32 protein-coding genes are annotated in these 24,913 nt (G+C 50.9%); 9 read left to right on the forward strand and 23 right to left on the reverse strand.

Annotation, left to right across the window (positions count from 1 at the left end):
- Positions 1 to 46: 46 nt before the first annotated feature.
- The 8 genes from WMO44_RS04185 (at position 47) to WMO44_RS04220 (ending at position 6,391) form a co-directional block, all read left to right on the forward strand.
- On the forward strand, positions 47 to 1,852 hold the full coding sequence (locus WMO44_RS04185; protein WP_349151860.1) for an HK97 family phage prohead protease: 1,806 nt from the start codon (positions 47 to 49) through the stop codon (positions 1,850 to 1,852).
- Between the two features lie 17 nt (positions 1,853 to 1,869).
- Positions 1,870 to 2,145, forward strand: a complete 276-nt coding sequence (locus WMO44_RS04190; RefSeq protein WP_349151861.1) for a hypothetical protein — start codon at positions 1,870 to 1,872, stop codon at positions 2,143 to 2,145.
- A gap of 54 nt (positions 2,146 to 2,199) precedes the next feature.
- The gene (locus WMO44_RS04195; protein WP_349151862.1) at positions 2,200 to 2,532 is read left to right on the forward strand and encodes a DUF7253 family protein; all 333 of its coding nucleotides are present in this window, start codon (positions 2,200 to 2,202) and stop codon (positions 2,530 to 2,532) included.
- A gap of 311 nt (positions 2,533 to 2,843) precedes the next feature.
- A complete protein-coding gene (locus tag WMO44_RS04200; RefSeq protein WP_349151863.1) occupies positions 2,844 to 3,491 on the forward strand; it encodes a hypothetical protein in 648 nt (215 codons plus the stop codon).
- A gap of 41 nt (positions 3,492 to 3,532) precedes the next feature.
- Positions 3,533 to 3,955, forward strand: coding sequence for a hypothetical protein (locus WMO44_RS04205; protein ID WP_349151864.1), 423 nt, complete (start codon positions 3,533 to 3,535; stop codon positions 3,953 to 3,955).
- 28 nt (positions 3,956 to 3,983) lie between these two features.
- A complete protein-coding gene (locus WMO44_RS04210; protein WP_349151865.1) occupies positions 3,984 to 4,571 on the forward strand; it encodes a hypothetical protein in 588 nt (195 codons plus the stop codon).
- Positions 4,572 to 4,961, forward strand: coding sequence for an HK97 gp10 family phage protein (locus tag WMO44_RS04215; RefSeq protein ID WP_349151866.1), 390 nt, complete (start codon positions 4,572 to 4,574; stop codon positions 4,959 to 4,961). It begins immediately after the preceding gene.
- The gene (locus WMO44_RS04220) at positions 4,958 to 6,391 is read left to right on the forward strand and encodes a tape measure protein (protein WP_349151867.1); all 1,434 of its coding nucleotides are present in this window, start codon (positions 4,958 to 4,960) and stop codon (positions 6,389 to 6,391) included. The genes WMO44_RS04215 and WMO44_RS04220 overlap by 4 nt, the downstream gene beginning before the upstream one ends.
- A gap of 31 nt (positions 6,392 to 6,422) precedes the next feature.
- On the opposite strand, the gene WMO44_RS04225 is transcribed toward WMO44_RS04220, so the two are convergent.
- The 11 genes from WMO44_RS04225 to WMO44_RS04275 form a co-directional block, all read right to left on the reverse strand.
- On the reverse strand, positions 6,423 to 7,931 hold the full coding sequence (locus tag WMO44_RS04225; RefSeq protein ID WP_071442700.1) for a recombinase family protein: 1,509 nt from the start codon (positions 7,929 to 7,931) through the stop codon (positions 6,423 to 6,425).
- Positions 7,932 to 8,020: 89 nt separating this feature from the next.
- On the reverse strand, positions 8,021 to 8,197 hold the full coding sequence (locus WMO44_RS04230; protein WP_015553872.1) for a hypothetical protein: 177 nt from the start codon (positions 8,195 to 8,197) through the stop codon (positions 8,021 to 8,023).
- A 133-nt stretch (positions 8,198 to 8,330) separates the two neighbouring features.
- Positions 8,331 to 8,534 (reverse strand): hypothetical protein, encoded by a 204-nt coding sequence (locus WMO44_RS04235; RefSeq protein ID WP_117851693.1) that lies wholly within the window; start codon positions 8,532 to 8,534, stop codon positions 8,331 to 8,333.
- Between the two features lie 507 nt (positions 8,535 to 9,041).
- Positions 9,042 to 9,464 (reverse strand): RNA polymerase sigma factor, encoded by a 423-nt coding sequence (locus WMO44_RS04240; protein WP_202615305.1) that lies wholly within the window; start codon positions 9,462 to 9,464, stop codon positions 9,042 to 9,044.
- Between the two features lie 442 nt (positions 9,465 to 9,906).
- Entirely contained in the window at positions 9,907 to 10,368 is a 462-nt protein-coding gene (locus WMO44_RS04245) for a hypothetical protein (RefSeq protein WP_029732360.1), read from the reverse strand.
- A 7-nt stretch (positions 10,369 to 10,375) separates the two neighbouring features.
- A complete protein-coding gene (locus tag WMO44_RS04250) occupies positions 10,376 to 11,155 on the reverse strand; it encodes an ABC transporter permease (RefSeq protein WP_002594767.1) in 780 nt (259 codons plus the stop codon).
- Between the two features lie 2 nt (positions 11,156 to 11,157).
- Entirely contained in the window at positions 11,158 to 11,943 is a 786-nt protein-coding gene (locus WMO44_RS04255) for an ABC transporter permease (RefSeq protein WP_071442699.1), read from the reverse strand.
- On the reverse strand, positions 11,936 to 12,862 hold the full coding sequence (locus tag WMO44_RS04260; protein WP_007860248.1) for an ABC transporter ATP-binding protein: 927 nt from the start codon (positions 12,860 to 12,862) through the stop codon (positions 11,936 to 11,938). Before WMO44_RS04260 ends, WMO44_RS04255 begins: the two co-directional genes overlap by 8 nt.
- A 134-nt stretch (positions 12,863 to 12,996) precedes the next feature.
- The gene (locus tag WMO44_RS04265; protein ID WP_071442698.1) at positions 12,997 to 13,914 is read right to left on the reverse strand and encodes a sensor histidine kinase; all 918 of its coding nucleotides are present in this window, start codon (positions 13,912 to 13,914) and stop codon (positions 12,997 to 12,999) included.
- 5 nt (positions 13,915 to 13,919) lie between these two features.
- Positions 13,920 to 14,612 (reverse strand): response regulator transcription factor, encoded by a 693-nt coding sequence (locus WMO44_RS04270; protein WP_015524604.1) that lies wholly within the window; start codon positions 14,610 to 14,612, stop codon positions 13,920 to 13,922.
- A complete protein-coding gene (locus tag WMO44_RS04275; RefSeq protein WP_349151868.1) occupies positions 14,605 to 14,793 on the reverse strand; it encodes a helix-turn-helix domain-containing protein in 189 nt (62 codons plus the stop codon). The genes WMO44_RS04270 and WMO44_RS04275 overlap by 8 nt, the downstream gene beginning before the upstream one ends.
- A gap of 147 nt (positions 14,794 to 14,940) precedes the next feature.
- On the opposite strand from WMO44_RS04275, the gene WMO44_RS04280 reads away from it, so the two are divergent.
- Complete coding sequence (locus tag WMO44_RS04280; RefSeq protein ID WP_004064252.1) at positions 14,941 to 15,306, forward strand: helix-turn-helix transcriptional regulator; 366 nt, start codon at positions 14,941 to 14,943, stop codon at positions 15,304 to 15,306.
- A gap of 169 nt (positions 15,307 to 15,475) precedes the next feature.
- Here the strand turns inward: WMO44_RS04280 and WMO44_RS04285 are convergent, their stop codons facing one another.
- From WMO44_RS04285 to WMO44_RS04340, 12 genes are all read right to left on the reverse strand, one after another.
- Positions 15,476 to 16,891: a relaxase/mobilization nuclease domain-containing protein gene (locus WMO44_RS04285; RefSeq protein WP_071442696.1), complete on the reverse strand. Its 1,416-nt coding sequence runs from the start codon at positions 16,889 to 16,891 to the stop codon at positions 15,476 to 15,478.
- Between the two features lie 79 nt (positions 16,892 to 16,970).
- Entirely contained in the window at positions 16,971 to 17,261 is a 291-nt protein-coding gene (locus WMO44_RS04290) for a CD1845 family protein (protein WP_071442695.1), read from the reverse strand.
- A gap of 175 nt (positions 17,262 to 17,436) precedes the next feature.
- A complete protein-coding gene (locus tag WMO44_RS04295) occupies positions 17,437 to 17,778 on the reverse strand; it encodes a plasmid mobilization protein (RefSeq protein ID WP_012741672.1) in 342 nt (113 codons plus the stop codon).
- Positions 17,778 to 17,960 carry a DUF4316 domain-containing protein gene (locus WMO44_RS04300; RefSeq protein ID WP_003500078.1) on the reverse strand — a complete coding sequence of 61 codons (183 nt, stop codon included), beginning with the start codon at positions 17,958 to 17,960 and terminating at the stop codon, positions 17,778 to 17,780. The genes WMO44_RS04295 and WMO44_RS04300 overlap by 1 nt, the downstream gene beginning before the upstream one ends.
- A 12-nt stretch (positions 17,961 to 17,972) precedes the next feature.
- Positions 17,973 to 18,563 carry a defense against restriction DarA-related protein gene (locus WMO44_RS04305; RefSeq protein ID WP_202615304.1) on the reverse strand — a complete coding sequence of 197 codons (591 nt, stop codon included), beginning with the start codon at positions 18,561 to 18,563 and terminating at the stop codon, positions 17,973 to 17,975.
- Positions 18,564 to 18,695: 132 nt separating this feature from the next.
- The gene (locus WMO44_RS04310) at positions 18,696 to 19,097 is read right to left on the reverse strand and encodes a cysteine-rich VLP protein (RefSeq protein ID WP_074022024.1); all 402 of its coding nucleotides are present in this window, start codon (positions 19,095 to 19,097) and stop codon (positions 18,696 to 18,698) included.
- On the reverse strand, positions 19,098 to 19,289 hold the full coding sequence (locus tag WMO44_RS04315) for a hypothetical protein (protein ID WP_431835163.1): 192 nt from the start codon (positions 19,287 to 19,289) through the stop codon (positions 19,098 to 19,100). It lies immediately after the preceding gene.
- Between the two features lie 2 nt (positions 19,290 to 19,291).
- Positions 19,292 to 19,939 carry a DUF4366 domain-containing protein gene (locus WMO44_RS04320; RefSeq protein WP_349151870.1) on the reverse strand — a complete coding sequence of 216 codons (648 nt, stop codon included), beginning with the start codon at positions 19,937 to 19,939 and terminating at the stop codon, positions 19,292 to 19,294.
- Positions 19,926 to 20,192: a DUF4315 family protein gene (locus WMO44_RS04325; protein ID WP_005927622.1), complete on the reverse strand. Its 267-nt coding sequence runs from the start codon at positions 20,190 to 20,192 to the stop codon at positions 19,926 to 19,928. Before WMO44_RS04325 ends, WMO44_RS04320 begins: the two co-directional genes overlap by 14 nt.
- 22 nt (positions 20,193 to 20,214) lie before the next feature.
- Complete coding sequence (locus WMO44_RS04330; RefSeq protein ID WP_071442692.1) at positions 20,215 to 21,882, reverse strand: C40 family peptidase; 1,668 nt, start codon at positions 21,880 to 21,882, stop codon at positions 20,215 to 20,217.
- 279 nt (positions 21,883 to 22,161) lie between these two features.
- Positions 22,162 to 24,591: a VirB4-like conjugal transfer ATPase, CD1110 family gene (locus tag WMO44_RS04335; RefSeq protein ID WP_408033457.1), complete on the reverse strand. Its 2,430-nt coding sequence runs from the start codon at positions 24,589 to 24,591 to the stop codon at positions 22,162 to 22,164.
- Positions 24,509 to 24,895, reverse strand: coding sequence for a PrgI family protein (locus WMO44_RS04340; protein WP_003500106.1), 387 nt, complete (start codon positions 24,893 to 24,895; stop codon positions 24,509 to 24,511). The genes WMO44_RS04335 and WMO44_RS04340 overlap by 83 nt, the downstream gene beginning before the upstream one ends.
- Between the last annotated feature and the right edge of the window lie 18 nt (positions 24,896 to 24,913).

Below are 24,913 nucleotides of genomic sequence, written 5' to 3' on the forward strand. Positions count from 1 at the left end.
GGTTACGACTATGCAGATCAGCAGGAAGGAGTGTGAAAAATTCAAAATGGCAATCAATTTCGATTATGACTTTTCCGGTTGGGCGACCAAAGCCAATGTGAAGTGCTTTGATGGCCTGACCATTGCGCCGAATGCGTTCAAGGACTGCGATGGTAAGGTGGTTCCGGTGGTATGGAACCATGACCATAGCGCACCCGAAAGTGTTCTGGGCCATGCACTGCTGCAGAACCGCAAGGAAGGCGTGTACGCATACGTCAAGCTGAACGACACATCCAGCGGTCAGACTGCCAAGGCCTGCGTGGATAACGGTGACATTGACGCAATGTCCATCTACGCAAACGGCATTCAGAAAACAGGCCGAACCGTGATGCACGGTATGATCAAGGAACTGAGCTTGGTAATTGCCGGATGCAACCCCGGTGCCCTGATCGATGAAGTCGTAAAGCACACTGCAGATGGCTCCGAAACAGACAGTTCCGAGGCCTATATTTATACCGATTCTGGTCTGAGCCTGAAGCATGGGCTGGACCCGGATGATAACCCGCTGGAGGACGAAACGTTGGAGCATTCGGATGATTCCAGCGAAACCGACAAGGATAAGAAAGGAGAAAGCAAAATGGCTGATGCCAACGAGAAGACCGTCAAGGAGGTATTTGATACCCTGACGGAGGAACAGAAGAACGTGGTTTACGCTATTATCGGCTCTGCCCTGGATGAAGGCAAGGGCGGTGAGAGCGACAACAAGGGTGATGGTGAGGAGGACAATACTATGCACCACTGCTTTGAGAACGACAACGGCGGCACTGTGCTGAAGCACAGTCTGGATGACATCAACGGCATTATCGCAACTGCCAGCAAGCACGGCACTCTGCGCGATGCTTTCCTGGATGCAGGCATTACCGGCGATGAGCTGGCCCACAGCATCGAGAACATGGACTACCTGTTCCCGGATGACCACAATCTGGATACGGTACCCCGCATTGTGGACCGTGACCAGACCTGGGTTGACAAGGTTATGAACAGCGTCCATCATGTGCCGTTTGCCCGCGTCAAGGTCATGTTTGCTGACCTGACCGAGGATGAGGCTCGCGCCAAGGGCTACATCAAGGGTAACTACAAGAAGGAGCAGGTGTTCAAGCTGCTGAAGCGTTCCACCACTCCGACCACCGTTTACAAGAAGCAGCGCTTCGACCGTGACGACATTGTTGATATGTCCACCATGGATGTGGTCGGCTTTGTCAAGAAGGAGCAGCGCGGCAAGCTGAACGAGGAGCTTGGCATGGCTTTCCTGATCGGTGACGGCCGCGACGATGCCAGCGATGATAAGATCAACGAGCTGAACATCCGTCCCATCTTCAACGATGATGATTTCTACACCATCAAGGTCGTCGTTCAGCCCGGTACCAATGCAAACGAGGATGCCAAGGCCAAGGCAACCATCAAGTCCATCATCAAGGCCCGTAAGGAGTATAAAGGCTCCGGCTCTCCGACCTTCTACACCACCGATGATGTGCTGACTGATATGCTGCTGCTGGAGGACGGCATCGGCCATCAGCTGTACGCTGACGAGGCTGCTCTGGCCCGGAAGCTGCGCGTGAAGGAGATCGTTACTGTTCCTCGCATGGAAGGCCGCAAGGGTGCCAAGGGCGGCGACCTGCTGGGCATCGTGGTCAATCTGGCCGACTATACTGTGGGTGCCGATAAGGGCGGCGAGGTCAACATGTTCGATGACTTCAACGTCGACTACAACCAGCTGATCTACCTGATCGAGACCCGCTGCTCTGGCGCAATGACCGCTCCGTATGGCGCAATGGCCATCGAGATGGATGCCGCCAACTCTTCCAAGGTCTGATAAGGAGGCAAAACGATATGCTGAACAAGCTCTATGAGCAGGGCAATGACCTGCATGTTGCAAACTACATGGCCTACGGCAAGACTGCAGACCACAAGCTGTACGCTGATGCAGCGTTCAAGAAGACCGTGACCGAGGCTGAGATCAAGGATGCGTTCCAGAAGGGCCGCCTGATCATCGTCGAGGGCGCAAACTACCTGCTGCCCGTTGCCTTTGGTACCACCGGCGTTGTGACCGTGACCGCAGGCGAGACTGTGAAGACCCAGGCATGGGCAGCTTCCGCAACGGCCTGATTTCTTTTGCAAATCAAGTTAGTATAATCTAACTTCAAAATGGAGTGAAATGCTATGAGCAAGTGGTTTGGAAAAATCGGTCTGGTGCAGACAGTTGAAACGGAGCCGAGCATCTTTGAAGAAAAAGTGACCGAGCATGATTGCTATGGCGAGCTTTTAAAGAATACCCGGCGTGTCCAGACTGCCGACAAAGTAAATGACGACCTAACCATCGCAAATACTTTGAGCATTTTGGCCGACCCGACGTTGTACAAGCACTTTGACTCCATCAAATATGCAGAGATTATGGGTGCTAGATGGAAAGTGACAGAAGTGCAGATCGACTATCCGCGGCTGACACTTACCCTGGGAGGACTGTACAATGGCGGAACCCCGGCAGAAACTTGACGCTATTTTGCGCCAAATCGTAAAAGATGCGTGCGGTAAAGAGAATGTGTACTACCAACCCCCGGCAAATCTGCGAATGAGTTACCCATGTATCTGCTATGAACAATCCAAAATACAGAATGCCGCTGCCGATAACAGAGTTTATTTGCAGCGGATTTTTTATCAGCTGACAGTCATCGATTCACGACCGGATTCCAAAATAACGAAAGCACTTATGCAAATGGCTAAGTGCCACTATGACCGGCCGTACAAGGCTGATAATCTGTACCACGACGTTATAACGATCTATTTCTAAAAAGGAGGAAACTCGAATGGCAAAAATCGAATGGGATAAGACCGGCGAGCGCAAGTACCAGCTGGGTGTTAGCAATGTTGCTCTGTATAAGCAGGACAAGGGCGCTTACCCCAAGGGTGTGGCGTGGAACGGCATTACCACAATCAAGGAGAGCCCGGATGGCGCTGATGCTACCGACCTGTGGGCCGATAACATCAAGTACGGCAGCATCCGTGCAGGCGAGAAGTATAACTTCACCCCGGAGGCCTACTTCTATCCGCCTGAGTTCGGCGAGTGCGACGGCAGCGCGGAGGTGGCTCCTGGCGTGACCATCAGCCAGCAGAAGCGTAAACCCTTTGGTCTGACCTGGCAGACCCTCATTGGCAGCGATGAAGATGATGAGCTGGGCTTTACCCTGCATCTGGTGTGGGGCGCAACTGCATCTCCTTCTGAACGCAGCCATGAGTCCTACAATGACAGCCCGGACGCTGAAATCTTCAGCTGGGACTGCGATACCACTCCTGTCAAGGTGACTGGCTATAAGCCCACCGCCCATATGGAGCTGGATAGCACCAAGGTGCCTCAGGCCAAGATGGAGAAGCTGCTGAACATTCTGTACGGCACTGCCAACACCACCCCGTATCTGCCGCTGCCGGATGAGGTTATCAAGCTGATGACCACCTGATCCATTCAAAATGGAATCGACTTTGCAAAGGAGAAAGAAAAATGATTACCGAAACTCTGACCTATGTGGACTTTGGCGGTACCGAGCGTACCGAAGACTTCTATTTCAATCTGACTGAGGCAGAAGTGCTGAACCTGTCGCTTTCCAAGGAGGGCGGCATGGAGGCGTACATCAAGAAGATCGTGAACGCCAAGAGCCAGCTGGAGTTGGTTAAGCTGTTCCAGGATGTTCTGCGCATTTCCTACGGCAAGAAGAGCGAGGACGGCCGTCGCTTTGAGAAGAGCCCGGAGATCTTTGCAGATTTCGAGGCTACTCAGGCCTATAGCGATTTCTATATGTCGCTTGTCACCAATACGGAGAAGGCAATTGCCTTTATCAATGGTCTGTGCGATACCAAGCCTACGAAGGCTGAACCCGCACCTCAGATTGCAGGCAATGCGCCTATCGCACTGCCTAACGGCTAACATTTAACAGCACAGGGAGGCAGGCAGAATGCTGAAAATCACAATTCCTAAACAGGAATATTGGGATGCACGAACGCAGGAATTTGTGCAGCTGAACGCTGTAACGCTCCGGTTAGAGCATTCGCTTGTCTCCCTGTCTAAATGGGAAATGAAGTGGCATGTTCCTTTTTTCGGTAACGATTCACTGACAAGGGAACAGATGGTCGATTATGTTCGGTGCATGACGGTTACGCAAGGTGTTGAGCCGAGCGTGTATCTTCGACTGACAGAATCGAACATGGCAGCCATTTACAAATATATGGACGAACCGATGACGGCAACCTGGTTTCCGGGTGAGCCAAAACCGTGCGAGCCCAGAATACCGCAGAAGAGTAAGCCTCGCCCTAAGATTAAGGTGAAAGTAAAAGCCTTAACAAGCGAGGCAATTTATGCGCGTATGTTTGCCGCCCACATTCCCTTGGAATGCGAAAAGTGGCATCTTAACCGACTATTCACGTTGATTCGAGTTTGCAACGAGGAACGGAAGCCGCCTAAGAAGATGAGCAAAAGCGAGGCTCTTAGCAGACAGCGTGCATTGAATGAAAAACGCCTGAAGGAATTTGGTACGAGGGGATAAATGATGCCAAAAGTGGTGATGTTTCGACAAAAAGGTGATTTCAGGCGAACGAGCGATTTTTTGAAACGAGCCAACAGACTGAATTTGGATGTAATCCTGAATCAGTATGGTCAGGAAGGTGTGGAAGCATTGCGTGCGGCAACGCCGAAGGACACCGGAACAACTGCAAACAGCTGGAGTTACGCCGTTCATAAGGGGACAGGCTCTATCACCATAACATGGTCGAACTCAAACATTGTGGACGGTGTGCCCATTGCGGTAATTCTGCAATACGGACATGGCACCCGAAACGGCGGGTATGTGCAGGGAACAGACTATATCAATCCGGCGATGAAGCCGATTTTCGATAAAATCGCTCAGCGAGCATGGGAGGAGGTAAAGAGAGAATGAGCAGGGAAGTCGATGAGCGTGTTGTTCAAATGCAATTTGACAATGCGCAATTCGAGAGAGGCACCCGACAGACCATGGGCACCTTAGAAAAGCTGAAGCAGTCACTTCAGTTCAAAGGCGTAGAAAAAGGGTTTGAGCGCATTAGCTCTGCCTCCCAAAAGGTCGATTTTTCGGAAATGACCAAAGCGCTGGAATCTATCGAGAGCAAGTTTTCGGCCGTTAATGTAATTGCCGTTACGGCACTGACCAACATTACCAACAAAGCCATCGCGACCGGAGAACGACTCGTAAAGGCTCTGTCACTTGACCCCATTATTAGTGGCTTTCAGGAATATGAAACCCAGATCAATGCAGTTCAGACGATTCTGGCGAACACGTCGAGTAAAGGTACTACGTTGGACCAGGTCAATGCTGCGTTGGACGAACTGAACCACTACGCTGACTTGACGATCTACAATTTTACGGAAATGACCCGTAATATTGGTACATTTACAGCAGCAGGCGTTGATCTGGACACATCAGTTGCAGCTATCAAGGGTATTGCAAACCTTGCAGCTGTATCCGGTTCGACAAGTCAGCAGGCCAGTACGGCCATGTACCAGCTTTCTCAGGCACTGGCTTCTGGTACTGTGAAGTTGCAGGACTGGAACTCTGTGGTCAACGCAGGCATGGGTGGTCAGGTATTCCAAGACGCGCTGAAAGAAACGGCTCGTGTGCATGGTGTTGCTATTGACAGCATGATTGCAAAAGAAGGCTCCTTCCGCGAAACCTTGTCCAAGGGATGGCTGACCTCTTCTATTCTGACCGAGACGCTTCAGAAATTCACCGGCGATCTCAATGAGGAAACCTTGAAATCCATCGGCTATACCGATGAGCAAATCAAGAAAATCATGGAGATGGGCAAGACTGCAAACGATGCTGCAACGAAGGTTAAAACTTTCAGTCAGCTGAAAGATACCTTGGCAGAGGCATTGCAGTCCGGCTGGACCCAGACTTGGCAGACTGTTATCGGTGACTTTGAAGAGGCAAAGGAGCTTTTTACAAAGTTCAGTGATGTGTTTTCAGACCTGATCAACAAGTCGTCCGAAGCCCGTAATACGGTGCTGGAGGGCGGTCTGAACAGTGGCTGGCAGCAGTTGAGCACCGCACTGGGCGACAGTGCTGACTTTTATAGTCAGATGCTGGAAAAGGTCATGCTTGCAAATGGTTCTATCAGCCAAAAACAGATCGATGATGCCGGTAGTTTTGCCAAGGCTTTGCAGCAGGGCGGTGTTTCTGCGGAGCAGCTTCAAAATGGATTGGATGAATCGACCCAGCAGTTGCAGGCACTGAGTAAACTGAGCGACAAGGAACTCATGGCAAAGGGGCTTGACCCGACGCAGGTCAAAACTCTGGCAAACATCGGTGTACAAGGGGGACAAACAAGATAAAATAGAAATGAGGGGCGATAGAGCGGAAATGTCAGATTTTCCACTCTATCTGAACACGGTCGCTGGTGGCCTTGATCGTAGAGATCAAACCATCGGCGGCTTTTCTTTTGTCGTCAAAATCTATGCTGTCCCAGTTGTCGAGATAATAGGATAACTTCTTTATCTGCTGGGGAGATATGGTTTCAACGCTCAATTCGGCGATTGCCTTTGAAATGGTCTGGCGTCGGGTGTCCAGTTCTTCAATTTTTTTGTTGGCGTAGGCAAGCAAGGTCGCATTGGCTCCGGTCAGCATATCCAGCAGCTTTTCAATTTCTGCCTCCACCTGTGCCAGCTCCACTTGATAGGCGGTCAGCTTCGGATTGACTTTTTCCTTCCTGCCGTGGAGTATCTGAAAGTCTTTGAACTTCTCCTGCATGGCCGAGAAAATGAATTGCTCAAATTCTTCTTTGCGGATTTTCCCGCAGCCCGGACAGCCTTTGTTTTCCGTCCGTTTGGTACAGCGGAAATATCCGGTGCTGTTTGGTACATGGGTGGCTTTCAGAGCATACCCACAATGCCCGCATTTGACTTTTCCGGCCAGCCAAGTATTTTTCGGTTTCCGTCCCTGCTGGAATGTGGTATTTGCCATAAGTTTTTTCCGGCATTTAAGCCATGTGTCAGAGGAAATGAGTGCTTCGTGGGGAGCGATAACAAGTATCTGGTCTTTTAAGCACCTGTCCTTGTCCTCCTTCACATCCCGCCCCTGATAGAGATAGCAGCCGTTTGTTCCGGCAAAGTCGGAAGCGTCATTGACAATCGCTGCGCCCTGACTCTTGAAAAATTCGTACAGCTCCAAATCGGCCTGTGCGTAAACGGGGTTTCTTAAAAGCTGGGAAAGAAATGTACGGAACATGGATTTTCCATAAATTTTTATGTCATGTTCCTCGAAGTATCGGGTAATATCTCCGAAGGAGGTTTCCGGTTCAGCGTACATTTCAAACATCAGCCGTACATGGTCGGCGGCTATGGGGTCGGCAACCATTTTCTTTGTGCGGATACCCTCTACCACAGTAGGCTCTAACTGATAACCGTATGGTGCCTGTCCGCTCATGTGGAAGCCTTTCAGACACCGGGAATAGTAGGCGTCTGTGACACGCTTCTGAATTGTCTCACGTTCAAGCTGGGCGAATACAATGCAGATATTCAGCATGGCCCGGCCCATCGGGGTCGAAGTATCAAACTTTTCTGTGGATGATACAAACTCCACATCATACTCTTGAAACAGCTCCATCATCGTTGCAAAGTCCAGAATAGAGCGGCTTATACGGTCCAGCTTGTACACGATGACCCGCCGGACCTTTCCCTTGCGGATCTCGCCCAGCAGCTTTTGAAACTCCGGCCTGTCCGTATTCTTACCGGAATAGCCTTTGTCCTTGAATACCCGGCAGCTCCCACCTTTCAATTCATACTTGCAAAAGTCGACCTGACTTTCAATGCTGATACTGTCCTTGCGGTCTACTGATTGTCTTGCGTAAATACAATCTTCTCTGATAAATTCCATATTGGGCTCCTTTCCTTGTTGGAATGGAGCTACCAACCTTACAACTATATTATACCATCAGCAGCCCCGGACAACAATGTTGCGAATGATTAGGGAAATCTGTCCCCATATTTGCTGAACACCTCGTAAAGACAACGCTCAATTTCTTTTTTGCGCTGTTCTTTCTCCTTCGGGGGAAGTACCGGCGTGAGGCTTTCCAGCACAATGATCTTCCCTTGAAATGCGACAGACTTTGTTTCTCGTTCATAAGTGACAGCTTGCGTCATTGAAAACCTCCTTTGCGAAAGTGCGTGTATATGCCAGCCTTTCCCACTTGTCCCGTGGGGAAATGTCAAAAGACGGCACCCAGCAGGTGCCGCCCTTTGAGCTTTCTCCACTTCGGGTCAATGTGGCCCGAGGTCAGTAAGGACTGGAAAGGTACTTTTCTTTGGCGTCCTCCACGCTGTTGAGGTCGAATACTTCATAAAGCTGCCCCACAACACGCCGTATATCCTTCTTTGAAAATCCGCAGTCCTCCATTGCCATAATGACATAACCACGGCAGGCGTCATTGCTCCATTCGTCCGGTTCCAAGCCGGGGATCATTCCAAACGCATTTCCCATAAAGTGCTCCTTTTTTGAAAAGATGGGGAGCCACGCCGGATCGGTTGGCCTATCATCAGACAGCATTACCGGGGGCTCCCCATAGGTTTTCACTTCATTTCAGACACATCGGACGGACATAGGCTTTATGCCCCATAGTATTTCAACTCTCCCCATTCTGATGGCAAGGCGTTCTCATTGCCTGCGACGGCTCACGGCTTGCAAGGCCGCTTCAACGCTCGGACTGTGACTAAACGCAAGTATCCGGGGCCTGCGCCTGTTCCGGTGGAGCCAGCCTTGCCCCACCTATGGCATGGACCTGTTCGCTCGCTCAGTTTTACAAAGACTGTATTCTCTGAAATCCGAGGTCATGGCGGGTCTGTCACACAGCGCGTTCCCCTTCGTATCCGGGTGTCTTTTTATTCAATTTTCAATCTGCATGAGGCTTGTCTGAACCTCGGGTCATTGTGACCCGAAGTGTTTTGCCTCTCATAAACCATTTCATTTTCCGGTCTAAATCGGTACGCCTTACAAAGAATTTTTCAAAATTTTTTCTAAGCGCCGCAGACCTCGCTCGATTGCGACACGAACCACTTTTTCATGGACGCCCTCTGCCTGGGCAATGTCCTGTTTGGTCATGCCGAGAATGAAATGAGCATAAATCCGTTTTGCCTGTTTGTCCGGCAGATTGGCAATCGCTGCGTGAAGTTCCTGCATGGTCACTTTCCGCTCATACAGTTCATGGGGAGATAAGGCAACAAAGACAGCTTCATGCTCCAGCCCGTCATCCCGATCAAGGGAATAGTAGGCTTTGTGGCGGTATGTACGCAGCCGGTAGGCAGCCTCTTTACGATCAAACTCTTTGAACATTTCTGCAACTTCTTCCGATACTTCCATGAAGCAATCCGATGTATAGAATGGGTAATAGTCCCGCAAATTGATAATAGCCATATTGACCTCCGTTTCGGTTGTTGGTTGACGAGTGACCGAAACGAAGGCGGCGGGGAGCGGCACCGGGGAATGACTTCGGGCCAACATGACCCGAAGCAGCCCCATAAGAACACAAAAGCGCCCGGGCGGCATGAAGCCACACGAACGCATGAAGTTACATATTCATTTATGTGTTGTCTAATTTCACATTCATAACCAGACTGTCCCGGAGGGGGAGCTACGCTTTTTTTAACTGGTGCAGATCATGGATACTGCGAAATAAAAAGAAGGACACGGTAAATCAACCTCCAATCGGCTACCGTGTCCCTGCAAGTCGTCTCATAGGTTTGTGTAAACGCAAAGAAACGGCGGCTCTGAAAATCAAAGTCGCCGTTTCAAATGGGCGTGTCAAATTGTCTGCTCTACGACGGCTTTTTTTCTTTTGCCGTCGTCCGGCAGAGTATTATTCAATATTTAATTCAATGTTTCCAGTGAAATTCTCACATTCAATGCCAATATAATTTCCACCATCAGGAAGTGTGATTGTGTCACTATAAGTCCCGGTTGCTTCAATCAACGTGACTGCTTCATCAGATCCAGAAATCCAAAATACTTTTGCAGTACCTTCCGTAATCTCCAAGGTGCAATCAATGGACAGCTCCTTACCAGCTTCTCTCTTTATGGAAGTTCCTCCGAACAAATACTCTGTACCTGAAAAGTTCGCATAATCAGCCGTATAAGTCCCTGTATAATCATCAATTCCTTTTTCTTTTTCCCCTTGCAGTGACGATTTCCCTGTCAGTTCTATGGAGCCCGCAGATTGAACAATGTTATTGTAATGATTGAGAATTTCATCTTTTGAACAGCCAGCAAGCATAAAACTTCCCACAAGGACGAATGTTAAAGCTAAAACTATTTTCTTCATAAAATCATCACCAGCCTTTCTTTGGAGCTACCTTTTTGGCCTTTTTCTTTGTTTGGGTTGCTTCTCGTTCTTTCATGCACAAAATCAAGATGGCAGAAATAACGACAGCAAGCGCAAGACTGCAAGAACAGGTTCCGATATTCCAGTTGACTGCGGTATCATAGCTGCGGTAGCCTACCATTCCAAGACTTGCGGTAATCGGATAAAGGTTTGCTAATGTCATATTTCCTGCGGCAAACATCCCTCCATATCCATAGACAAAAGCAATGATTACACCGACTAAAAAGCTGCCTGCCCTCCGACAAGTAAGAGCGATAATCGGCAGAACCGCAAGATATAAAAAGAAATTAACCGCAGTAATCTGCAAAGCTGCTTTTAGAGCTAAGGAAATCTCAAAGCCGGGAAATCCCACAATCATTTCTGCTATGATTGTAAACAGACTGCATATCAGCCCGAAAATAATAGACAATACGCCGCACACAATCAATTTTCCGGTCAACAGTTTCTTAAAAGAGATCGGCACAGTCAGAATATTTTTCAATGTATCATCCGTCTGCTCACGAGAAATCATATATCCAGCAATTAGGCTGATACACATCGGAAAAATCATGGACATATTGTTTTTGATGACCTGTTCTGTAAGATAGGCAAAATCCCAAACGGAACCATCATTCGCCATAGAGGTAAACAAGGTCAGCAGGACGGATAGGAGCATGAGTGCAACGCCCGCCCAAAGGATATGATACCTTTTCAATTTATAAAATTCTGTTTTTACAATGCGAACCATGTTTATTCCCCCCTCTGCTTATATAATCTGTCAATCAGTAAGAACGAAACCAATGCCATGATCCCAAGAATGAATACAACTTGAAATGTTGAGGGAATTAGCCCTGTCATTTGCTCCAAGTCCATTTTTATTCCATGAGTCGCCATATCTCCCGCACTCCAAAATGTAGTCAGTGGCGTGGGCAGAAGCCATAACATAGTTTTAGGCAGTGTGTCAAACAATGCCGTAGCACTCATGTTCAGAACGCTGTAAAAGACACACAACAAAATGGAAAAAACATAGGTCTTACTGAAAAAGACAACAAGGACAATCAACGGGAGTGTTCCTGCCGTAATGAAGATCCCCGTTTCAACCGCCAAAAACAGCTTATAACCAATTCCATAAACTTCTAATGTTCCAATTCCGCAAAGAATTGTTGCAATGGTAGAAGCCACGCAAAAAACAATTCCAAAAAGAAAGAGGACAATAATCTTTGCAAGCACCATTTGTGTGCTGGTTACGGGAATTGTACGCAGATTTTTGAATGTATCGTTGTCGCGTTCCATAAAGAACAGGATAGCGGCAATCACTCCAATAATGCAGGGCAGTAAAAACTGGATACCATATCCCAACACCATGTTAAATAGTCCGTCAAAAGCATCTGCCCGATCTGTATATCGCTCCATCATAGAGGGCGTTGTCATCAGATAAGTCAGCGGGATTGGAAACAGGAAAGCAGCCAGAATAATAAGCGGAATAAATTTCTTCCGTTTCAATTTCAAAAATTCGCATTTGATTAGTTTAAGCAATTCCTTCTCCCCCTGTCACACGCTTGAAGTAATCTTCAAGACTTTCTTCACAAGTATGCGCCTCCGATACCTCCAATCCGTTTTCTACAAAGGCAGTTACAATTTTCCCCACAGGCAGATCAAGGTTGTGCAGGCGCAGATTGTGGTCGTCCTGTATGGAGAAATGGTTTTCATGGAAATTGCGTTCCAAAATTCTTGCCGCCTGTGCAGTATCAGAGAGCGTAAATCGGATATGTTTACTGCTTTTTTGCTCCAGCTCAGCAAGGCTTTCTTCTTCCAGCAATGCGCCGTGGTCGATAATTCCAATATCGTCAGCCAGCAAGGAAATCTCCGAAAGAATGTGACTGGAAATCAAAATAGTTTTTCCTCTTGCGTCGCAAAGCTCCCGAATAAAGGAGCGTACTTCTGCAATACCGATGGGATCGAGGCCGTTGATCGGCTCATCCAAAATCAAAAGCTCCGGATCGTGCATAACGGCAAGGGCGATGGCAAGCCGCTGCTTCATACCAAGAGAATACTGCGAAAAGAGCTTTTTATCTTTGTAGGGCAGTCCTACCAGATCCAGAGCATCTTTGATGGCATGATTGTTTGGTACGCCCCGCAGAGTAGCAAAGATACGCAGGTTCTCTGTGCCGGTCAGATTGGGATAAAAACCGGGGGACTCAATCAGGCTTCCGATACGGGGCAGCAACTTCTTTTCATTTCCTTGCAAAGACTTTCCCCAGATTTTGACCTCACCGGAAGTAGGCTTCGTTAAACCCAACAGCATTTTCATAGTTGTGGTTTTTCCGGCTCCGTTTCTACCCAACAGACCATAAATTCTCCCACGCTTGACATGGATATTTAAGTCAGCCACACTCTTTTGTGAGCCGTATTGCTTTGTCAGATTTTTTGTTTCAATGATATAATTTGTATCCATATTCAAAACCTCCTGTTCTGTAAGGTATTCTATCATGCCAACCTTGCATTAACCTTGCCGCAACCTTGCATTAACCTTGCAATTTGAAATCCAGTAAAATGACAAAGGCTCCCGCCATAAAGACGGGAACCCGCTTAACTCTCCAAAGGAAAAAGCAACATAAATTCAGTTCCTTTTCCCGGCAAACTTTCAACTGTTATACTTCCACCCATCTTTTCTACAAGCTGATGGACAATAGAAAGACCAAGTCCGCTGCCTTTTTCAGAGCGTCCTTTATCACACTTATAAAGCCGTTCAAATATGTGTTTCAAATCTTCTTTCTCAATTCCCACTCCATTATCCGCCAGCAGCAGCTCCATGTTATTTTCCTTCTTCGATAGGGAAATTTTGATTTTGTCCGCATGGCTGTGAGCGATTACATTTTGAATAAGGTTATTGATGATCCTCATATAGCTATCCATATCCAATCTTACCCGGACAGGCTGTTCAGGAATATCAATGTCATAATCAACCTGTTTATCCTCAAAAATCGGTATCCAGTCGATCAGAATATTTCTTGTCAGCTCTGCAACCTCAACGCTCTGGATCTCCAAAGCAAACTCGTTTGAATTTAACTTGAACCAGTCAAAGAGTACATCAATGTATTCTTTCAGATCATGGGCTTTCCGACGGGCGGTTTCAATATAATCATCCCGGTCTTTTCCTGTGACCAGTCCTTTGTGTGCAGCGTCAAGATACCCAAGCAGAGTAGTAAGGGGCGTTCGCACGTCATGGGAAAGGCTCGTCATAAGTTGGCGGTTGGTTTCTTCTGTCTGCCGTACAGTTGAAAGTCTGCTTTCATAGGCCACAACGATCTCATTGATTTCATAGGCAAGAGGTGCTGTCAGTTCATTTGTTGCAGACAGAATACGCCGGTTGCCATTTCCGTTTTTCACATCAACCAGCACATCGGTCATTTCTGCTATTTGTTTTTTTACACGCCGAACGAGAACGATGGAAGTCAATACAGCCCCAACAGCAATCACAATGGACAAGAATACAATGATTTCCATACTGACTACACCTCCTTATTAAACCGGTAGCCAATCCCTTTGACCGTTTGTATATACTTTGGGCTTGAAGGATTGACTTCTAATTTTTTACGAAGTCGGCTGATAATCGCCATAATATTACTGTCATCATAGAAATATTCTTCGCCCCATACTTCCTCATAAATCTGCTGTTTGGTCAAAATTTTCCCTTGATGTTTTGCACAGTACAGGAGCAAATCAAATTCCTTTGGGGGCAGTTCAAAAGTGCCGTTTGATGTAGTAACAGAACGATTTTCAAGGTCAATCTGCAATCCATCAAAATCCAGTTTTTGCACAGCTCCGGCTTGATGATTAAAACGGGTGTAGCGGCGAATGAGGGACGCAATGCGGGCAATCAGTTCATCCATATCAAACGGTTTTGTCAGATAATCGTCCGCGCCGGCCCGTAAGCCCCGTACTTTAGAAATGCTGTCATTTTTAGATGTGAACATCAAAATCGGCAGACTGTTCTCTTTGCGGATTTCTTCCAGCGTTTCAAAGCCATCCATACCAGGCATCATCACATCCAGCACCACAAGCTGATACTCCTGCTCTCTTAATTTTTGTAAGCCCTCTTTTCCGGTATTACAAAAATCAGCTTCTATGTTTTCTGCTTGTACGCTACGTTTAATCAAAGCGCACAGTTCTCTGTCATCATCTATAATCAGGATTTTATTCATGGCGCAACCCCTTCCCTTGTTTTGTCCTTCCGTCAATCGGCTTTTCTGCGTTCTTTAGGATCAGCCAAACACCAGCCATCTTTACAGCGCCGGGGATACGCCCTCCGGCGCAATAATAATTTACCCTACGAGGTGTCACGCCCCATTTCTCGGCGGCCTCTTTTAATGCCATGTAGTCCATTTCGCACCTCCACAGAATACATTATAGTTCTTTATCTCGAATAATACAAGTTGGAGCCTACATTGATGCGAAACAAAATACTACTTAATGTAAAATCTCATTACATTCTCATAATTCAACCCGAAATGTAGAATGATATAGGGTGATATGAGAATGAACCAAGATGAAAGAAGATTTGACTTTCACGGCCTCGGGGCAGCTCTCAAACGAGCCAGAGAAGAAAAGGGCTGGACACAAGCCTATGTTGCGGAATTAGTAGACCGTGACTCCCGTACCATTATGAATATTGAGAACAAAGGTCAGTATCCCAGCTTCGACCTTTTTGTTAAACTCATTACTATGTTTGACGTTTCAGTTGACCAGTTTATTCATGCGGACGGAGGGGCAAGGTCAAGTTCTTGCAGAAAGCACATTGATGTTCTTCTAAACTCCATGAACGAAAAAGAGCTTGTCGTGATAGAAGCCACAGCCGAGGGCATTAAGAAAGCCAGAGAAACGGAGGTTCCAGAATAAGGGCCTCTGTTTTTTTGCGCCATTTTAGGGGATGCCGCTAAGTGGCAAGCAATGCCTCTGTGGCCACAAGTGGCACAAAGGCGGCTTGTTGGGGCTCGCCCCAAACCCGTATCTTCGGGCCAACATGGCCCGAAGTGTCAGCGTCGCTTTGCTCCTTGTTTTCATAACCTTAACGCTCCTTTTCCTGCTTTCTTCCCGGTTCGGTGTAGCCCATCAGAGTGTCAATGTTCGCTTTGATCGTGACGATCTCCTGCATATCCCGTCGTGCCTTTTGATATTCTCCATAGAGCTGTTTTTTCTTTGCTGTGAGCTTACGGCCTTCTTCCTTCAGCACATCCATTTTGGGGAGCTTCGCCCCACCCAGCAGAGAGCGCATTTCCGTTTGTGCAGCCCGGTACAGTTCAAGGTCGGCCTCATGCTCCGCGAGGAATTTCCGGCTGTACTTCGTCGCCTTATACTGCTCAAAGACTGGACGGGTTTTGGCATACTGAACCGTTGCGGCCTTTAGCCCGGCATTGGTTTTCATGGCCTGTTCCGTCTGCTTGATCTGCTCGGAAATGGCATGAAAACGGTCTGCTGCCTCGGTGGCTTTCTGTGCCAACTGCTCATAATCGGTCAGGCCATTGTCCTGTATATAAGCAAGGGCAGCAGCCATCTGCTTAATGTTAAATACCTTCGCCCAGCGTTCATATCCCGGCCCCTTACCGGCAGCCAGCTTTGCTTGAATATCCACCGCCAGACTGATTTTCCGCTCCGAGCGCCCGGGGCGTTTTTCTTTGCCCTCAATGGCGGACAGAACATCTTGCAAGTCGTAGCCGTCCCCCAGCGTGGAGGCACGCAGACGGGTGAAGCGTTCCTGTCCCTGCCCGGTCAGCCGGAAGCTGATACCGCCGCCCCGAACCGTCTTGACCTCATACTCGGCCTGCTTCATCAAATTGAGAAATTCGTCCAGATCAGCGGGGCGTTCCGCCAGCGCAGTATCAATAGCAAGGCGCAGTCGGTCCTGATAGGAAAGCGGTCCTTTCCGGTCTTTCTGCCACTCCCCATAGTTCCGATACTTGCTCTTGCTCCGGGGCTTCGGGTTCTCCACGATGGACAGCCCGTTTTCAAGGCACAGCCTGTCAGAGAGCCGCCGAAGGGCGAAGCTGGAGCCCCAAAAATTTCGGAATTTCCGGCTGCAGTCAAGGGTGGTGGAGTTGTAATAAATGTGACAATGGATGTGCTGCTTATCGGTGTGCGTGGTAACGATAAAAGCGTGCCGCCCCTTTGTCCAGCGCATAGCCAGCTCATAGCCGATACGGTTCGCCTCCTTCGGGGTGATCTCGCCCGGATAGAAGGATTGTCGTATCTGATAGCACAGCACATTATTTTCTTTCTTCTGTTCCCGGCCCGTCATAGCGGCATAGCTGGCCTTTGCCAAAAGGAACTCGTCCGCCACGGTGGCCGGATCACATTCATAAGCGGAGATATACTTTCCGCTTTCTGTTTTCTCCGGGTCCTTGCCATAGTCCAGACAATCCCGGATAGCCTCAGCAATCGTTTCGCCTTCGCCCGCATGGCGCTGTAACAAAGTTGTGGTAGCCAAAAATCATTCCTCCTTTCCATGAGAAAGGGGCGGCCCATTCAGACCGCCCCGACTTCGGGCCAGTATGGCCCGAGGCTGCTTAACTTGCCAGAAACCGGTACAGAGCGGATTTGCCTCCGTCCAGCGCCCAAAGAAGGGAGCCCGCCGCCGCTTGCAGTCCATACGGCGAAAGAAGGAAGGCAAGAAACAGAAATACAATCCCGCCTATGGGCGTCGGCGTGAAAAAGAGAGCGACACCCAGCACCGCCAGGATCACAGAGGCAATCGTCAGCAGGACGGCACAAATATCAAACAGGAACACCAGCAGAGCCGCCAGAAGGCACAACGCTAAAGCAAAGGGAGCAACCAATATTTTCAGCAGTATCTTCATCTTCAAAACCTCCTTTATCTATCCTTCCTACCTCTATTTTATCATGCCTGCCCGGGGACATAAATGTTGCGAAAGATTAGTAAATCCTGTCCCAAACCTTCGGGTCATACTGGCCCGAAGTGGTAAAAAAAGAGCAGGGCGGCAAGCCCCGTAACGGAAGCCTGCCGCCCTCGTCTTACTTTGCCACCAGCTCGGAGAGCTCCCGCAACACCTTTGACACCTCGCCCCACAGCTTTTCATAGTCCCGCTTCAATCCGTCGATTTCCTCCGGGTACACGCCATAGGTATGTGCGTGTATGGCAACCTGATTGAGATTGTTAGAACAGCGCCGTTGCAGAGAGATCAGCTCTTTTACGGGCGCAAGGTCGATGTGCAGGATATACCCATTCAGAGCCATTTTCCGTACATAAGCCCCGGCGTTGGAAATGCCCGCCTCGGCCATCCGCTCATGGATGGCCGCCAGCTCGTCCGGCGTTACCATGACGTGCAGATGGACATTCCGCTTGCGGTTCTCCATCAGCGTTCCAGCTCCCGGCCTTTCCGGCGTTCTTTGGGCTCCTTTACCTTATCCAGCGGTTTTGCGTCCAGCTCCGGGGGCGTGGGCGGGATGGGCGTGTTGTTGGGTACGCCGTCGATCATGTTGCAGTTCTGCTCTGTGGAGAGCTCGGCGGTTTTCAGATAGTTGTCTTTTTCGTGCATGGCGATCCTCCTTTATCGTTCCTCATGGTTTTTATGGTTTCGCTTCTGGCCGGGTTCCTTCGGGGGTTCCTGCCCTCTGGTTTCATCTTTGAGCCGGGCAGTAATGGATGGGCGCACCCGGTCAGGATTGCCCGGTGCTGGTTTCAGCTCATAATCCTCCATCTGCTTTTCGGTCAGCGGCTTTGCGTAGGTCAGTTCGCCCCATGCCATCAGCCTGCCGTCTGCCACAGGACGCCGCCTGTCATCATCGTAGTTGACGATGGAAAGAGGCTGGTTATCCGGCGGCTTCGGGTAAGTTCCTATGTCCACGGGCCGCTGGGTGGAATAATAGCGGTAAACGCCCTCCGGTCCCAGCTCGGTATGCTTGACCGCCGCATGGTAAAACTGCTGATAGTCGTCCACCCGGCGGTCAAAGTCCCTCTGCGCCCACGCCTGACTGGTTCCATAGCGGCCCCAGTAGTAATCCCGATGGCCGTTTTCCCCCTCGGTAAACTGCCAGGTCACAAAGGGGCTCGGCGCTCCCGGATTATGCCCCAGCGCAAAGCCGTGTCCGGTTTCAAAGGTGGCAGCTTTCAAAATCACATATCCTTGTACTGTCTCCAAGAGATACCTCCTTTCTGTGCCTCGGGCTAACATGACCCGAAGTGCTGGATGTTACGAAATAAGAGGGCAGACCGGGGAGAAATGTAATAAGATATTCCCACCCCGGAAACACCCTCAAAAAAGCCCAGAATGTCAAGCCTTTGGAGGCGGCAAATCGTAACAGCCGCCCGGCCTTTTCTCCCGCATTTTCCTCATGCGTTCCCGGCTTTTTCGGCGGTTCCCTTCGGCCTTGCAGGCGTCGGAACAGTAGGCTTGACGCCCCTCGGGCAAAAACGCCTTTCCGCAGACCGCACAGGCCCGCAGCTTCGGGGAGATGCCTTCCGTTGTCAGCGACGCTTGAAGCTCCAGGTTAAGGGGCAGGACAGCCTCACGGAAGTAACGGCAGTACGCCCCTGTCCAGCACTTGTGCAGCATATAGCAGGCACAGTCAAGAGGAAGGCATAGGCCGCTTTCCCGGTCATAGTTGGCGCACATCCCCGTGACCAGAGTGCGGATTTTCTTCTTCTCGTCACGGGTCAGCTCCCGGGCGTTCATTTATGACTTCGGGCCACGATGGCCCGAAGGGCGGGGCTCCACGATCAGCGCCCGGAACTTCTTCCGGCACTGTTTTTTCTTTTCTTTGCACTCCTTGTAGTAACGGCATCCCTTACAAGGATCGTCATTGTCCCAGCCGGGGTGCGGTACTTCCTTCATCATTCGTTCAAAAGGGCTGCTTGTAAAATTCATTCTCATTCCTCCGTATCTTCCTCCCACGGCGGGGTATCTTCGTCCTCGGGTTCCTCTGCGATCTCCTCCAGCTCCCCGTCCTCATATTCGCAGTAATCATCTTCCAAATCCGGGGCCTCATGCTTCGGCTTGTAAATCTTGAAATAGTAACCAATCCCACCGCCGGCCAGCACCACCGCACCGATCAGGAGCAGAGAGAGAAGGGGGCTGTCCTTTTTCTCCGGCTCGGGTTCCGGTACTTCCTCCACCGGTTCGGTGAGCTTTGGCTCTGGCTCAGGGGTCACTTCTTTGGGCGGTTCCTTACCCTGTTCAGCAAGAGGCAGAAGGTCGTCTGTGGTAACGGTATTGAGGAAATAGACGTTCTCGCTGGTTTTCTGTTTGTCGATCACCAGATAAAACACGCTCTCGTCTGCTGTGGTGATGGTGTAGAACTCTTTACCGTCCTCGTCGGTGGCGTTGTCCACCACGGTTCCCGTCCCGTCCGGGGTAAAGGGGTTCTGGGTTTCCGGCTCTGCTTCGGTTTCTGCCGGGGAGGGAGCTGTCTCCGGCTGCGGCTCGCTGCTCTGGGCGTAGGCCGGGACCGTAAAGATCAGGCAACACAAAAGGCTGGCAGCCATCGCCGCCAGCCTGCGGTATTTAGTTTTCTTCATGGGCTGTGTCCTCCTTTTCGGGTGCCTCCGGCTTCGGGTCAGTATGGCCCGAAGCGGTAAGGCTGTTTTTGGGGTCGTTCAGAAAAGCCATAAGCTGGGCGGGCGTCAGTTTGAGGGAGCGCACCGCCTGCACGATCTGGCTGTTTTCTTCCTCCTGTTTCTGCTTTTCCAGCTCCCGGATTTTGGCCTGCCACTCGGCAGCCTTCTCCCGGGCTTTTTCCAGTTCCTTATCGAGCTTGTCGATCTTGTTCATGCAAGGACTCCTTTCCTCTGGCTCACAAACGCCCGAAGGCATAGAAATGTGTCTGCCAGTAGCTTGAATTGATGTTTGCGTATTGGATGGGCGAACCACAATGAAGCATCATCCCGTCGCCCACATAAATCCCCACATGGGACACAGGGCCGGGGCTGTCATAGGTTCCCGTGAAAAAGATAATATCGCCGGGCTTTGCCTCGGAGGGGGAAATGATAGCACACTGGTTGTAAATGCCCTGCGCCGTGGTACGGGGCAGGTTGTGGACGCCGCTGGCCGTGTACACCCAGCAGACAAAGCCCGAACAGTCAAAGGAGGTGGACGGGCTGGAGCCGCCCCACACATAGGGCCAGCCGATGTACTTTGTGGCTTCTTCCATGAGCGCCGCAAAAGCCGGGTCATCCAGCGCCTCGCCGGGTATCTCATAGCTGGGGCCGGTATCTTCGCCGCTGTTGTAAATCCCTTCCCACAGATAGGGTTTGTTGCCTTTGAGCTGCTGCATAACGGTGTAGATTTCCCGCTGCTGTTCGTTAAGCCTCGGCAGGATCACGGCGGGCAGCGTCTTGTTTGTGAGGGTCACATTGAGAATGTAATACTCATAGGGGACTTCCTCGGTGGTGGTTTCCCCGGTCTCCGGGTCGGTGCTGGTTTCGGTGCGGTAGCGTATCTCGACTTTCTCCGTCAAGGTCAGCTCATACTGTGCCTCGAAGATCTCCCGCAGTTCGTCCTGCACCTGTTCCCGGAAATACACATGGTACTTTGCCGAGAAATAGGACGCCAGCTCATAGGGGTTATGGCCGATCTCGTCCACGGAATAGCGGTACTCGTCATAGCCGGGATGGGTGCTTTCGATGTTCGCTACCGTCTGCGCCAGCTCGTTTTCCAGTGCCGTGTAGTCCTCGTCCACGCCCAGCAGGTCCGTATCCTCCGAGGCGTAGGAGGTGCCGGATAACGCATTGGCAAGGCCGCTGCCAAGCGTGGGAAAGATAGAGCTTACTGCCGACACAAGAAAACAGAGCAGCAACAGCAGGAGCAGGACCAGCACCGCCACGGGATGACGGGTCACAAACTGCGCCGCCCGACGGGTCGCAGTTCCCGAAGCGGCAGCGGTTTTCTTTGCGGCCTTTGCGCCCTGTTTTGCAGCCGCCTTTGCTTCTTTGGAATACCGGCGTTTCAGTTTCCATTTCTGCTGCACACGGGAAAGCGGATTGCTGGTAAGCTCCGGGTGCTCGGAGGCCATCTTTTGAAAATCCACATTGGCCCGGGCTTTTATGTCCTTCCGTTCCCATTTTGCCACCTTCCGGGCCGGGTGCTCCTGCCAGCGGCGTTTGGCATACCGGGTCAGTTTCCGGGCTCCGGCCTCGGCCACAAGTTCCGACTTATGGGCTCCTTCCACACCCACATTTTCATGCTCAACTTCGTGAATTTTGTTGTGGAGATAAAACCACGCTTCGGTGCGGGCTCCCCGGACAGCTTTCTTCGCAAGCCCCGGCGGTTTCTTCGCTGCCCGTTTTGCCTCGGTCTTGTCCAGTTTCTCCCGAGCCTTTCCCAGCTTTTCCCCGGCGTGTTCCGCTTTTGCCTGTGCTTTCTGGTACTTATCCTTTTTGCTCCCGGCCTTCTCGGCAGAGCCCTCCGGCTCCTGTGCCTTGCCGGTATCCTGCGGCCCGCCCGCTTCATCCTCCTTCCTCATGCGGTCAGAGGGACGGCTTTTCCGGCTGTCCTCTTGAAACTTGCCGCTTTTGGACTTCGGGCCATCATGGCCCGAAGGGCTGTCCTGTCCGGTATCCTCGTCCTCAAACCGCAGGCGTCGGGATGGTGCGGGGGAAGGCCCTTCCCGTTCAGCCGGTCCGGGGCGATTGCCCCCGGTATCCTCCGTCGGCCCCGGCCTCTGAAAATTCCGTTTGTCCGGTTTCTTTCCGATGACGTATCCCTCCTTTCCAAACCTCGGGCCAACATGGCCCGAAGTGTGTTATGCCCGGTTCATTTCCTGTTTTTTGTCCTCCGGGCGGGTGGTCATAATGGCGTACAGCTCGGTATTCTGCGGGAAGCGGTCAACAAACGGGATGGTGGTATTCCCGAAGAACAGCAGCCCTTCGCCGGAATTGGTATGGGTCACATAGGAAAGCTGGTGGGGGCTGATCCCAAGCTGTTTGGCTAAAATCTGCCGGTCCCCCTGTGCCTGCGAGAGCAGCACAAGGAAGTCCGAGTTTTCAAAGATGTTCTCAATCTCCGGGCTTGCCAGAAAATCCTTTACGTTCTGCGTTAAAGCACTCGGAACGCACCCTTTTTTTCGCAGCATTTTCCAGATCGCCACACAATAGCTTGCCGTCAGCCGGTCGCGGAGCAGCACATGGAACTCGTCGAAGTAGCACCATGTAGCGATACCACGCAGGAAATTCATGGACACCTGCGAGTTTACCAAGTCCTGCATAATGAGCATGGCAATCGTCCGAAGCCCGGCCCCCAGCTTTTTTAAGTCAAGGCATACCAGACGGCGGTTCAAGTCCACATTGGTTTCATGGTTGAATACGTTAAGGGAACCCGACACATAAATTTCAAGGGCAGTTGCCAGCCGTACCGCCTCGCCCTCCGGCTGGGAACAGAGCAGGTCATACAGGGTTTGGAGGGTCGGCATTTTGCTTGTTTCCGGGTCCTGCAAGTGTTCCCGGTACATCTGGCGTACACAGCGGTCAATGACGGTCCGCTCCACCGGCTGCAAGCCATCCTTGCCGCCGACGATCAGCTCCATCAGCGACAGGATAAAGTCGGCTTTCAGCGCCATCGGGTTTTCCTCGTCAAAGCTCAGGTCAATGTCCATCGGGTTGATGTGGTGGGGGCTGTCCGGGGCGATCTCGATGACCTGTCCGCCCAGCCGCTTGATAAGGGGCGAGTATTCGCCCATCGGGTCCACCACAATGATCCGGTCACGGGTGGCAAGGAACACGTTCACAAGCTCCCGCTTTGCGGCAAAGGATTTGCCGGAGCCCGGCACGCCGAGGAACAGGCCGTTGGGGTTTTTGAGCTTTTTCCGGTTTGCCATGATGACGTTATGGGAAAGTGTGTTGAGCCCGTAATAGACGGCTTCGCCATCCATGCGGAGCTCCTGCGTCATAAAGGGAACGAAAATGGCCGTGGAGCTGGTCGTCATGCCACGCTTGATCTCAATGCCGTTATGACCCAGCGGAAGGCTGGAAAGAAAACCGTCCTCCTGCTGGAAGTCCAGCCGCTTCAAGGTGCAGTTGTATTTCTGGACGATACCCGACACCGTGAACAGGTCATTGTCCAGCTCCCGGCGGGTCGGGGCCATGTTTACCACAAGGAAGGTCAGCAGGAACATTCTTTCATTCCGGCTCTGTAAATCTTCCAGAAGGGTCTTTGCGTCGTTGCTGTACGTTACAAGGTCGGGCGGAAGTATGTCCATGTCGTACCCTGACCGAGCTGCCTTCTTTTGTTCCTCCACCTTCATCTTGTCAATGTCGGAGACTTTGGCCTTGATAGATTTTACGGCGGCGGCCTGATCGACGGTTTGGATATGGAGAGTGATGGTCATTTCCGCGTCCATTTCCAAAAGCTCCGCCAGCAGCTTGTCCGAGAGCTCCGAGGCCAAAATCTGCAAGTAGGAGGCAGCGCCCCAAGTCGTCCCCACCCGGAACAGACGGCTGAAACGAAAATCGAAACTGTCCGGGGCGATAAAGTCTTTGGTGGAAAGCCCGGTTTTGGGGATCATATCCCATGAAAACCGGAAGGGGGAGCCGCTGCCGGGGTGAAGCTGCCCGTGAAGAAGCTCCAGCCGTTCCAGCCCCGAAAGGGAGCGGCACTTGACGCCCAGCTTTTTGAAGTTCCCGCAAATGTCCGCCTCTACACGTTCCAGCCTTGCCCTGGCGGTGGAAAGGTCGTCCACGTTCACGCCGAAGGTCAGGAGCTTTGTGCGAACAATGCCGTTGTTGCTTTTGGCGATCTGGTTTTCCAGCATTTCCACATACTCACACCGGACGCTGTTGTAATCGTCATCCTGCATGGGGATGTTCACGCTGTACCGGCTGCCCGGGCGGCTTCGGTGGTTGAGGAAGGAAAGCTGGAACGGAAGGCTGCTGTCAAAGTAGTTGAGGCAGGCGCTCCACCCATCAAAGATGGCTGCCTGATCTTCGGACTGTGCGAGCTGGTAGTTGATGTCCTCGTATTCAATGGTCTTGGTGTAATAGCGGTCCGCTACCCGGCACACCCCGTCCCGGTACATTTCCCGGTAAGGGAGGGTCTGCTGGGCGGTGGTGGGAATGTTCTTTCCTTTTGTAAACAGGCCGGTAAGGCCCTGCTTTTCAGGCTTTCTGCCTGCGGGCTTTCCGGCCCTTCTGCTGTTTCGCAATCGGCTGCGCCTCCTTTCTGGCGCTAAGCAGCGCATAGAAGTTTTCGGTTTTGTAAGGCCGCACACGGGGATAGAGGAACCGGGTGCGGATGATATTTTTCAGCACTTTTTCCAGCGGCAGGCCGTCTCGTTCATACATAGCCAGAAAGAAGAACGGGAGCATGAGGCCGATCATCAGGAACATGGCGGCACTGTTCCCGATACTGCCACGGGAAAACAGGTAAGCCGGGAGGCCCACCGCCGCCGCGCTGGAAAAACAAACAAGCTGGCGCTTCGTTAGGTTGAAGGCCAGCTTTGTCTTGATTTTGGAAAGGTCTTTTGGTACTGGCACATAGGCCATTTTGGTACACCTCCTTTA

It is taken from the genome of Faecalibacterium tardum, assembly GCF_040096515.1.
In the GTDB taxonomy this organism is placed as follows: domain Bacteria; phylum Bacillota; class Clostridia; order Oscillospirales; family Ruminococcaceae; genus Faecalibacterium; species Faecalibacterium tardum.

Bases quoted from the DNA above. Each gene is read 5' to 3' on its own strand.
- WMO44_RS04185 (WP_349151860.1), top strand. From the start codon at position 47: ATGGCAATCAATTTCGATTATGACTTTTCCGGTTGGGCGACCAAAGCC.
- WMO44_RS04190 (WP_349151861.1), top strand. From the start codon at position 1,870: ATGCTGAACAAGCTCTATGAGCAGGGCAATGACCTGCATGTTGCAAAC.
- WMO44_RS04195 (WP_349151862.1), top strand. From the start codon at position 2,200: ATGAGCAAGTGGTTTGGAAAAATCGGTCTGGTGCAGACAGTTGAAACG.
- WMO44_RS04200 (WP_349151863.1), top strand. From the start codon at position 2,844: ATGGCAAAAATCGAATGGGATAAGACCGGCGAGCGCAAGTACCAGCTG.
- WMO44_RS04205 (WP_349151864.1), top strand. From the start codon at position 3,533: ATGATTACCGAAACTCTGACCTATGTGGACTTTGGCGGTACCGAGCGT.
- WMO44_RS04210 (WP_349151865.1), top strand. From the start codon at position 3,984: ATGCTGAAAATCACAATTCCTAAACAGGAATATTGGGATGCACGAACG.
- WMO44_RS04215 (WP_349151866.1), top strand. From the start codon at position 4,572: ATGATGCCAAAAGTGGTGATGTTTCGACAAAAAGGTGATTTCAGGCGA.
- WMO44_RS04220 (WP_349151867.1), top strand. From the start codon at position 4,958: ATGAGCAGGGAAGTCGATGAGCGTGTTGTTCAAATGCAATTTGACAAT.
- WMO44_RS04225 (WP_071442700.1), bottom strand. From the start codon at position 7,931: ATGGAATTTATCAGAGAAGATTGTATTTACGCAAGACAATCAGTAGAC.
- WMO44_RS04230 (WP_015553872.1), bottom strand. From the start codon at position 8,197: ATGACGCAAGCTGTCACTTATGAACGAGAAACAAAGTCTGTCGCATTT.
- WMO44_RS04235 (WP_117851693.1), bottom strand. From the start codon at position 8,534: ATGGGAAATGCGTTTGGAATGATCCCCGGCTTGGAACCGGACGAATGG.
- WMO44_RS04240 (WP_202615305.1), bottom strand. From the start codon at position 9,464: ATGGCTATTATCAATTTGCGGGACTATTACCCATTCTATACATCGGAT.
- WMO44_RS04245 (WP_029732360.1), bottom strand. From the start codon at position 10,368: ATGAAGAAAATAGTTTTAGCTTTAACATTCGTCCTTGTGGGAAGTTTT.
- WMO44_RS04250 (WP_002594767.1), bottom strand. From the start codon at position 11,155: ATGGTTCGCATTGTAAAAACAGAATTTTATAAATTGAAAAGGTATCAT.
- WMO44_RS04260 (WP_007860248.1), bottom strand. From the start codon at position 12,862: ATGGATACAAATTATATCATTGAAACAAAAAATCTGACAAAGCAATAC.
- WMO44_RS04265 (WP_071442698.1), bottom strand. From the start codon at position 13,914: ATGGAAATCATTGTATTCTTGTCCATTGTGATTGCTGTTGGGGCTGTA.
- WMO44_RS04270 (WP_015524604.1), bottom strand. From the start codon at position 14,612: ATGAATAAAATCCTGATTATAGATGATGACAGAGAACTGTGCGCTTTG.
- WMO44_RS04275 (WP_349151868.1), bottom strand. From the start codon at position 14,793: ATGGACTACATGGCATTAAAAGAGGCCGCCGAGAAATGGGGCGTGACA.
- WMO44_RS04280 (WP_004064252.1), top strand. From the start codon at position 14,941: ATGAGAATGAACCAAGATGAAAGAAGATTTGACTTTCACGGCCTCGGG.
- WMO44_RS04290 (WP_071442695.1), bottom strand. From the start codon at position 17,261: ATGAAGATACTGCTGAAAATATTGGTTGCTCCCTTTGCTTTAGCGTTG.
- WMO44_RS04295 (WP_012741672.1), bottom strand. From the start codon at position 17,778: ATGGAGAACCGCAAGCGGAATGTCCATCTGCACGTCATGGTAACGCCG.
- WMO44_RS04300 (WP_003500078.1), bottom strand. From the start codon at position 17,960: ATGCACGAAAAAGACAACTATCTGAAAACCGCCGAGCTCTCCACAGAG.
- WMO44_RS04310 (WP_074022024.1), bottom strand. From the start codon at position 19,097: ATGAACGCCCGGGAGCTGACCCGTGACGAGAAGAAGAAAATCCGCACT.
- WMO44_RS04315 (WP_431835163.1), bottom strand. From the start codon at position 19,289: ATGAATTTTACAAGCAGCCCTTTTGAACGAATGATGAAGGAAGTACCG.
- WMO44_RS04320 (WP_349151870.1), bottom strand. From the start codon at position 19,939: ATGAAGAAAACTAAATACCGCAGGCTGGCGGCGATGGCTGCCAGCCTT.
- WMO44_RS04325 (WP_005927622.1), bottom strand. From the start codon at position 20,192: ATGAACAAGATCGACAAGCTCGATAAGGAACTGGAAAAAGCCCGGGAG.
- WMO44_RS04330 (WP_071442692.1), bottom strand. From the start codon at position 21,882: ATGAGGAAGGAGGATGAAGCGGGCGGGCCGCAGGATACCGGCAAGGCA.
- WMO44_RS04335 (WP_408033457.1), bottom strand. From the start codon at position 24,591: ATGCGCTGCTTAGCGCCAGAAAGGAGGCGCAGCCGATTGCGAAACAGC.
- WMO44_RS04340 (WP_003500106.1), bottom strand. From the start codon at position 24,895: ATGGCCTATGTGCCAGTACCAAAAGACCTTTCCAAAATCAAGACAAAG.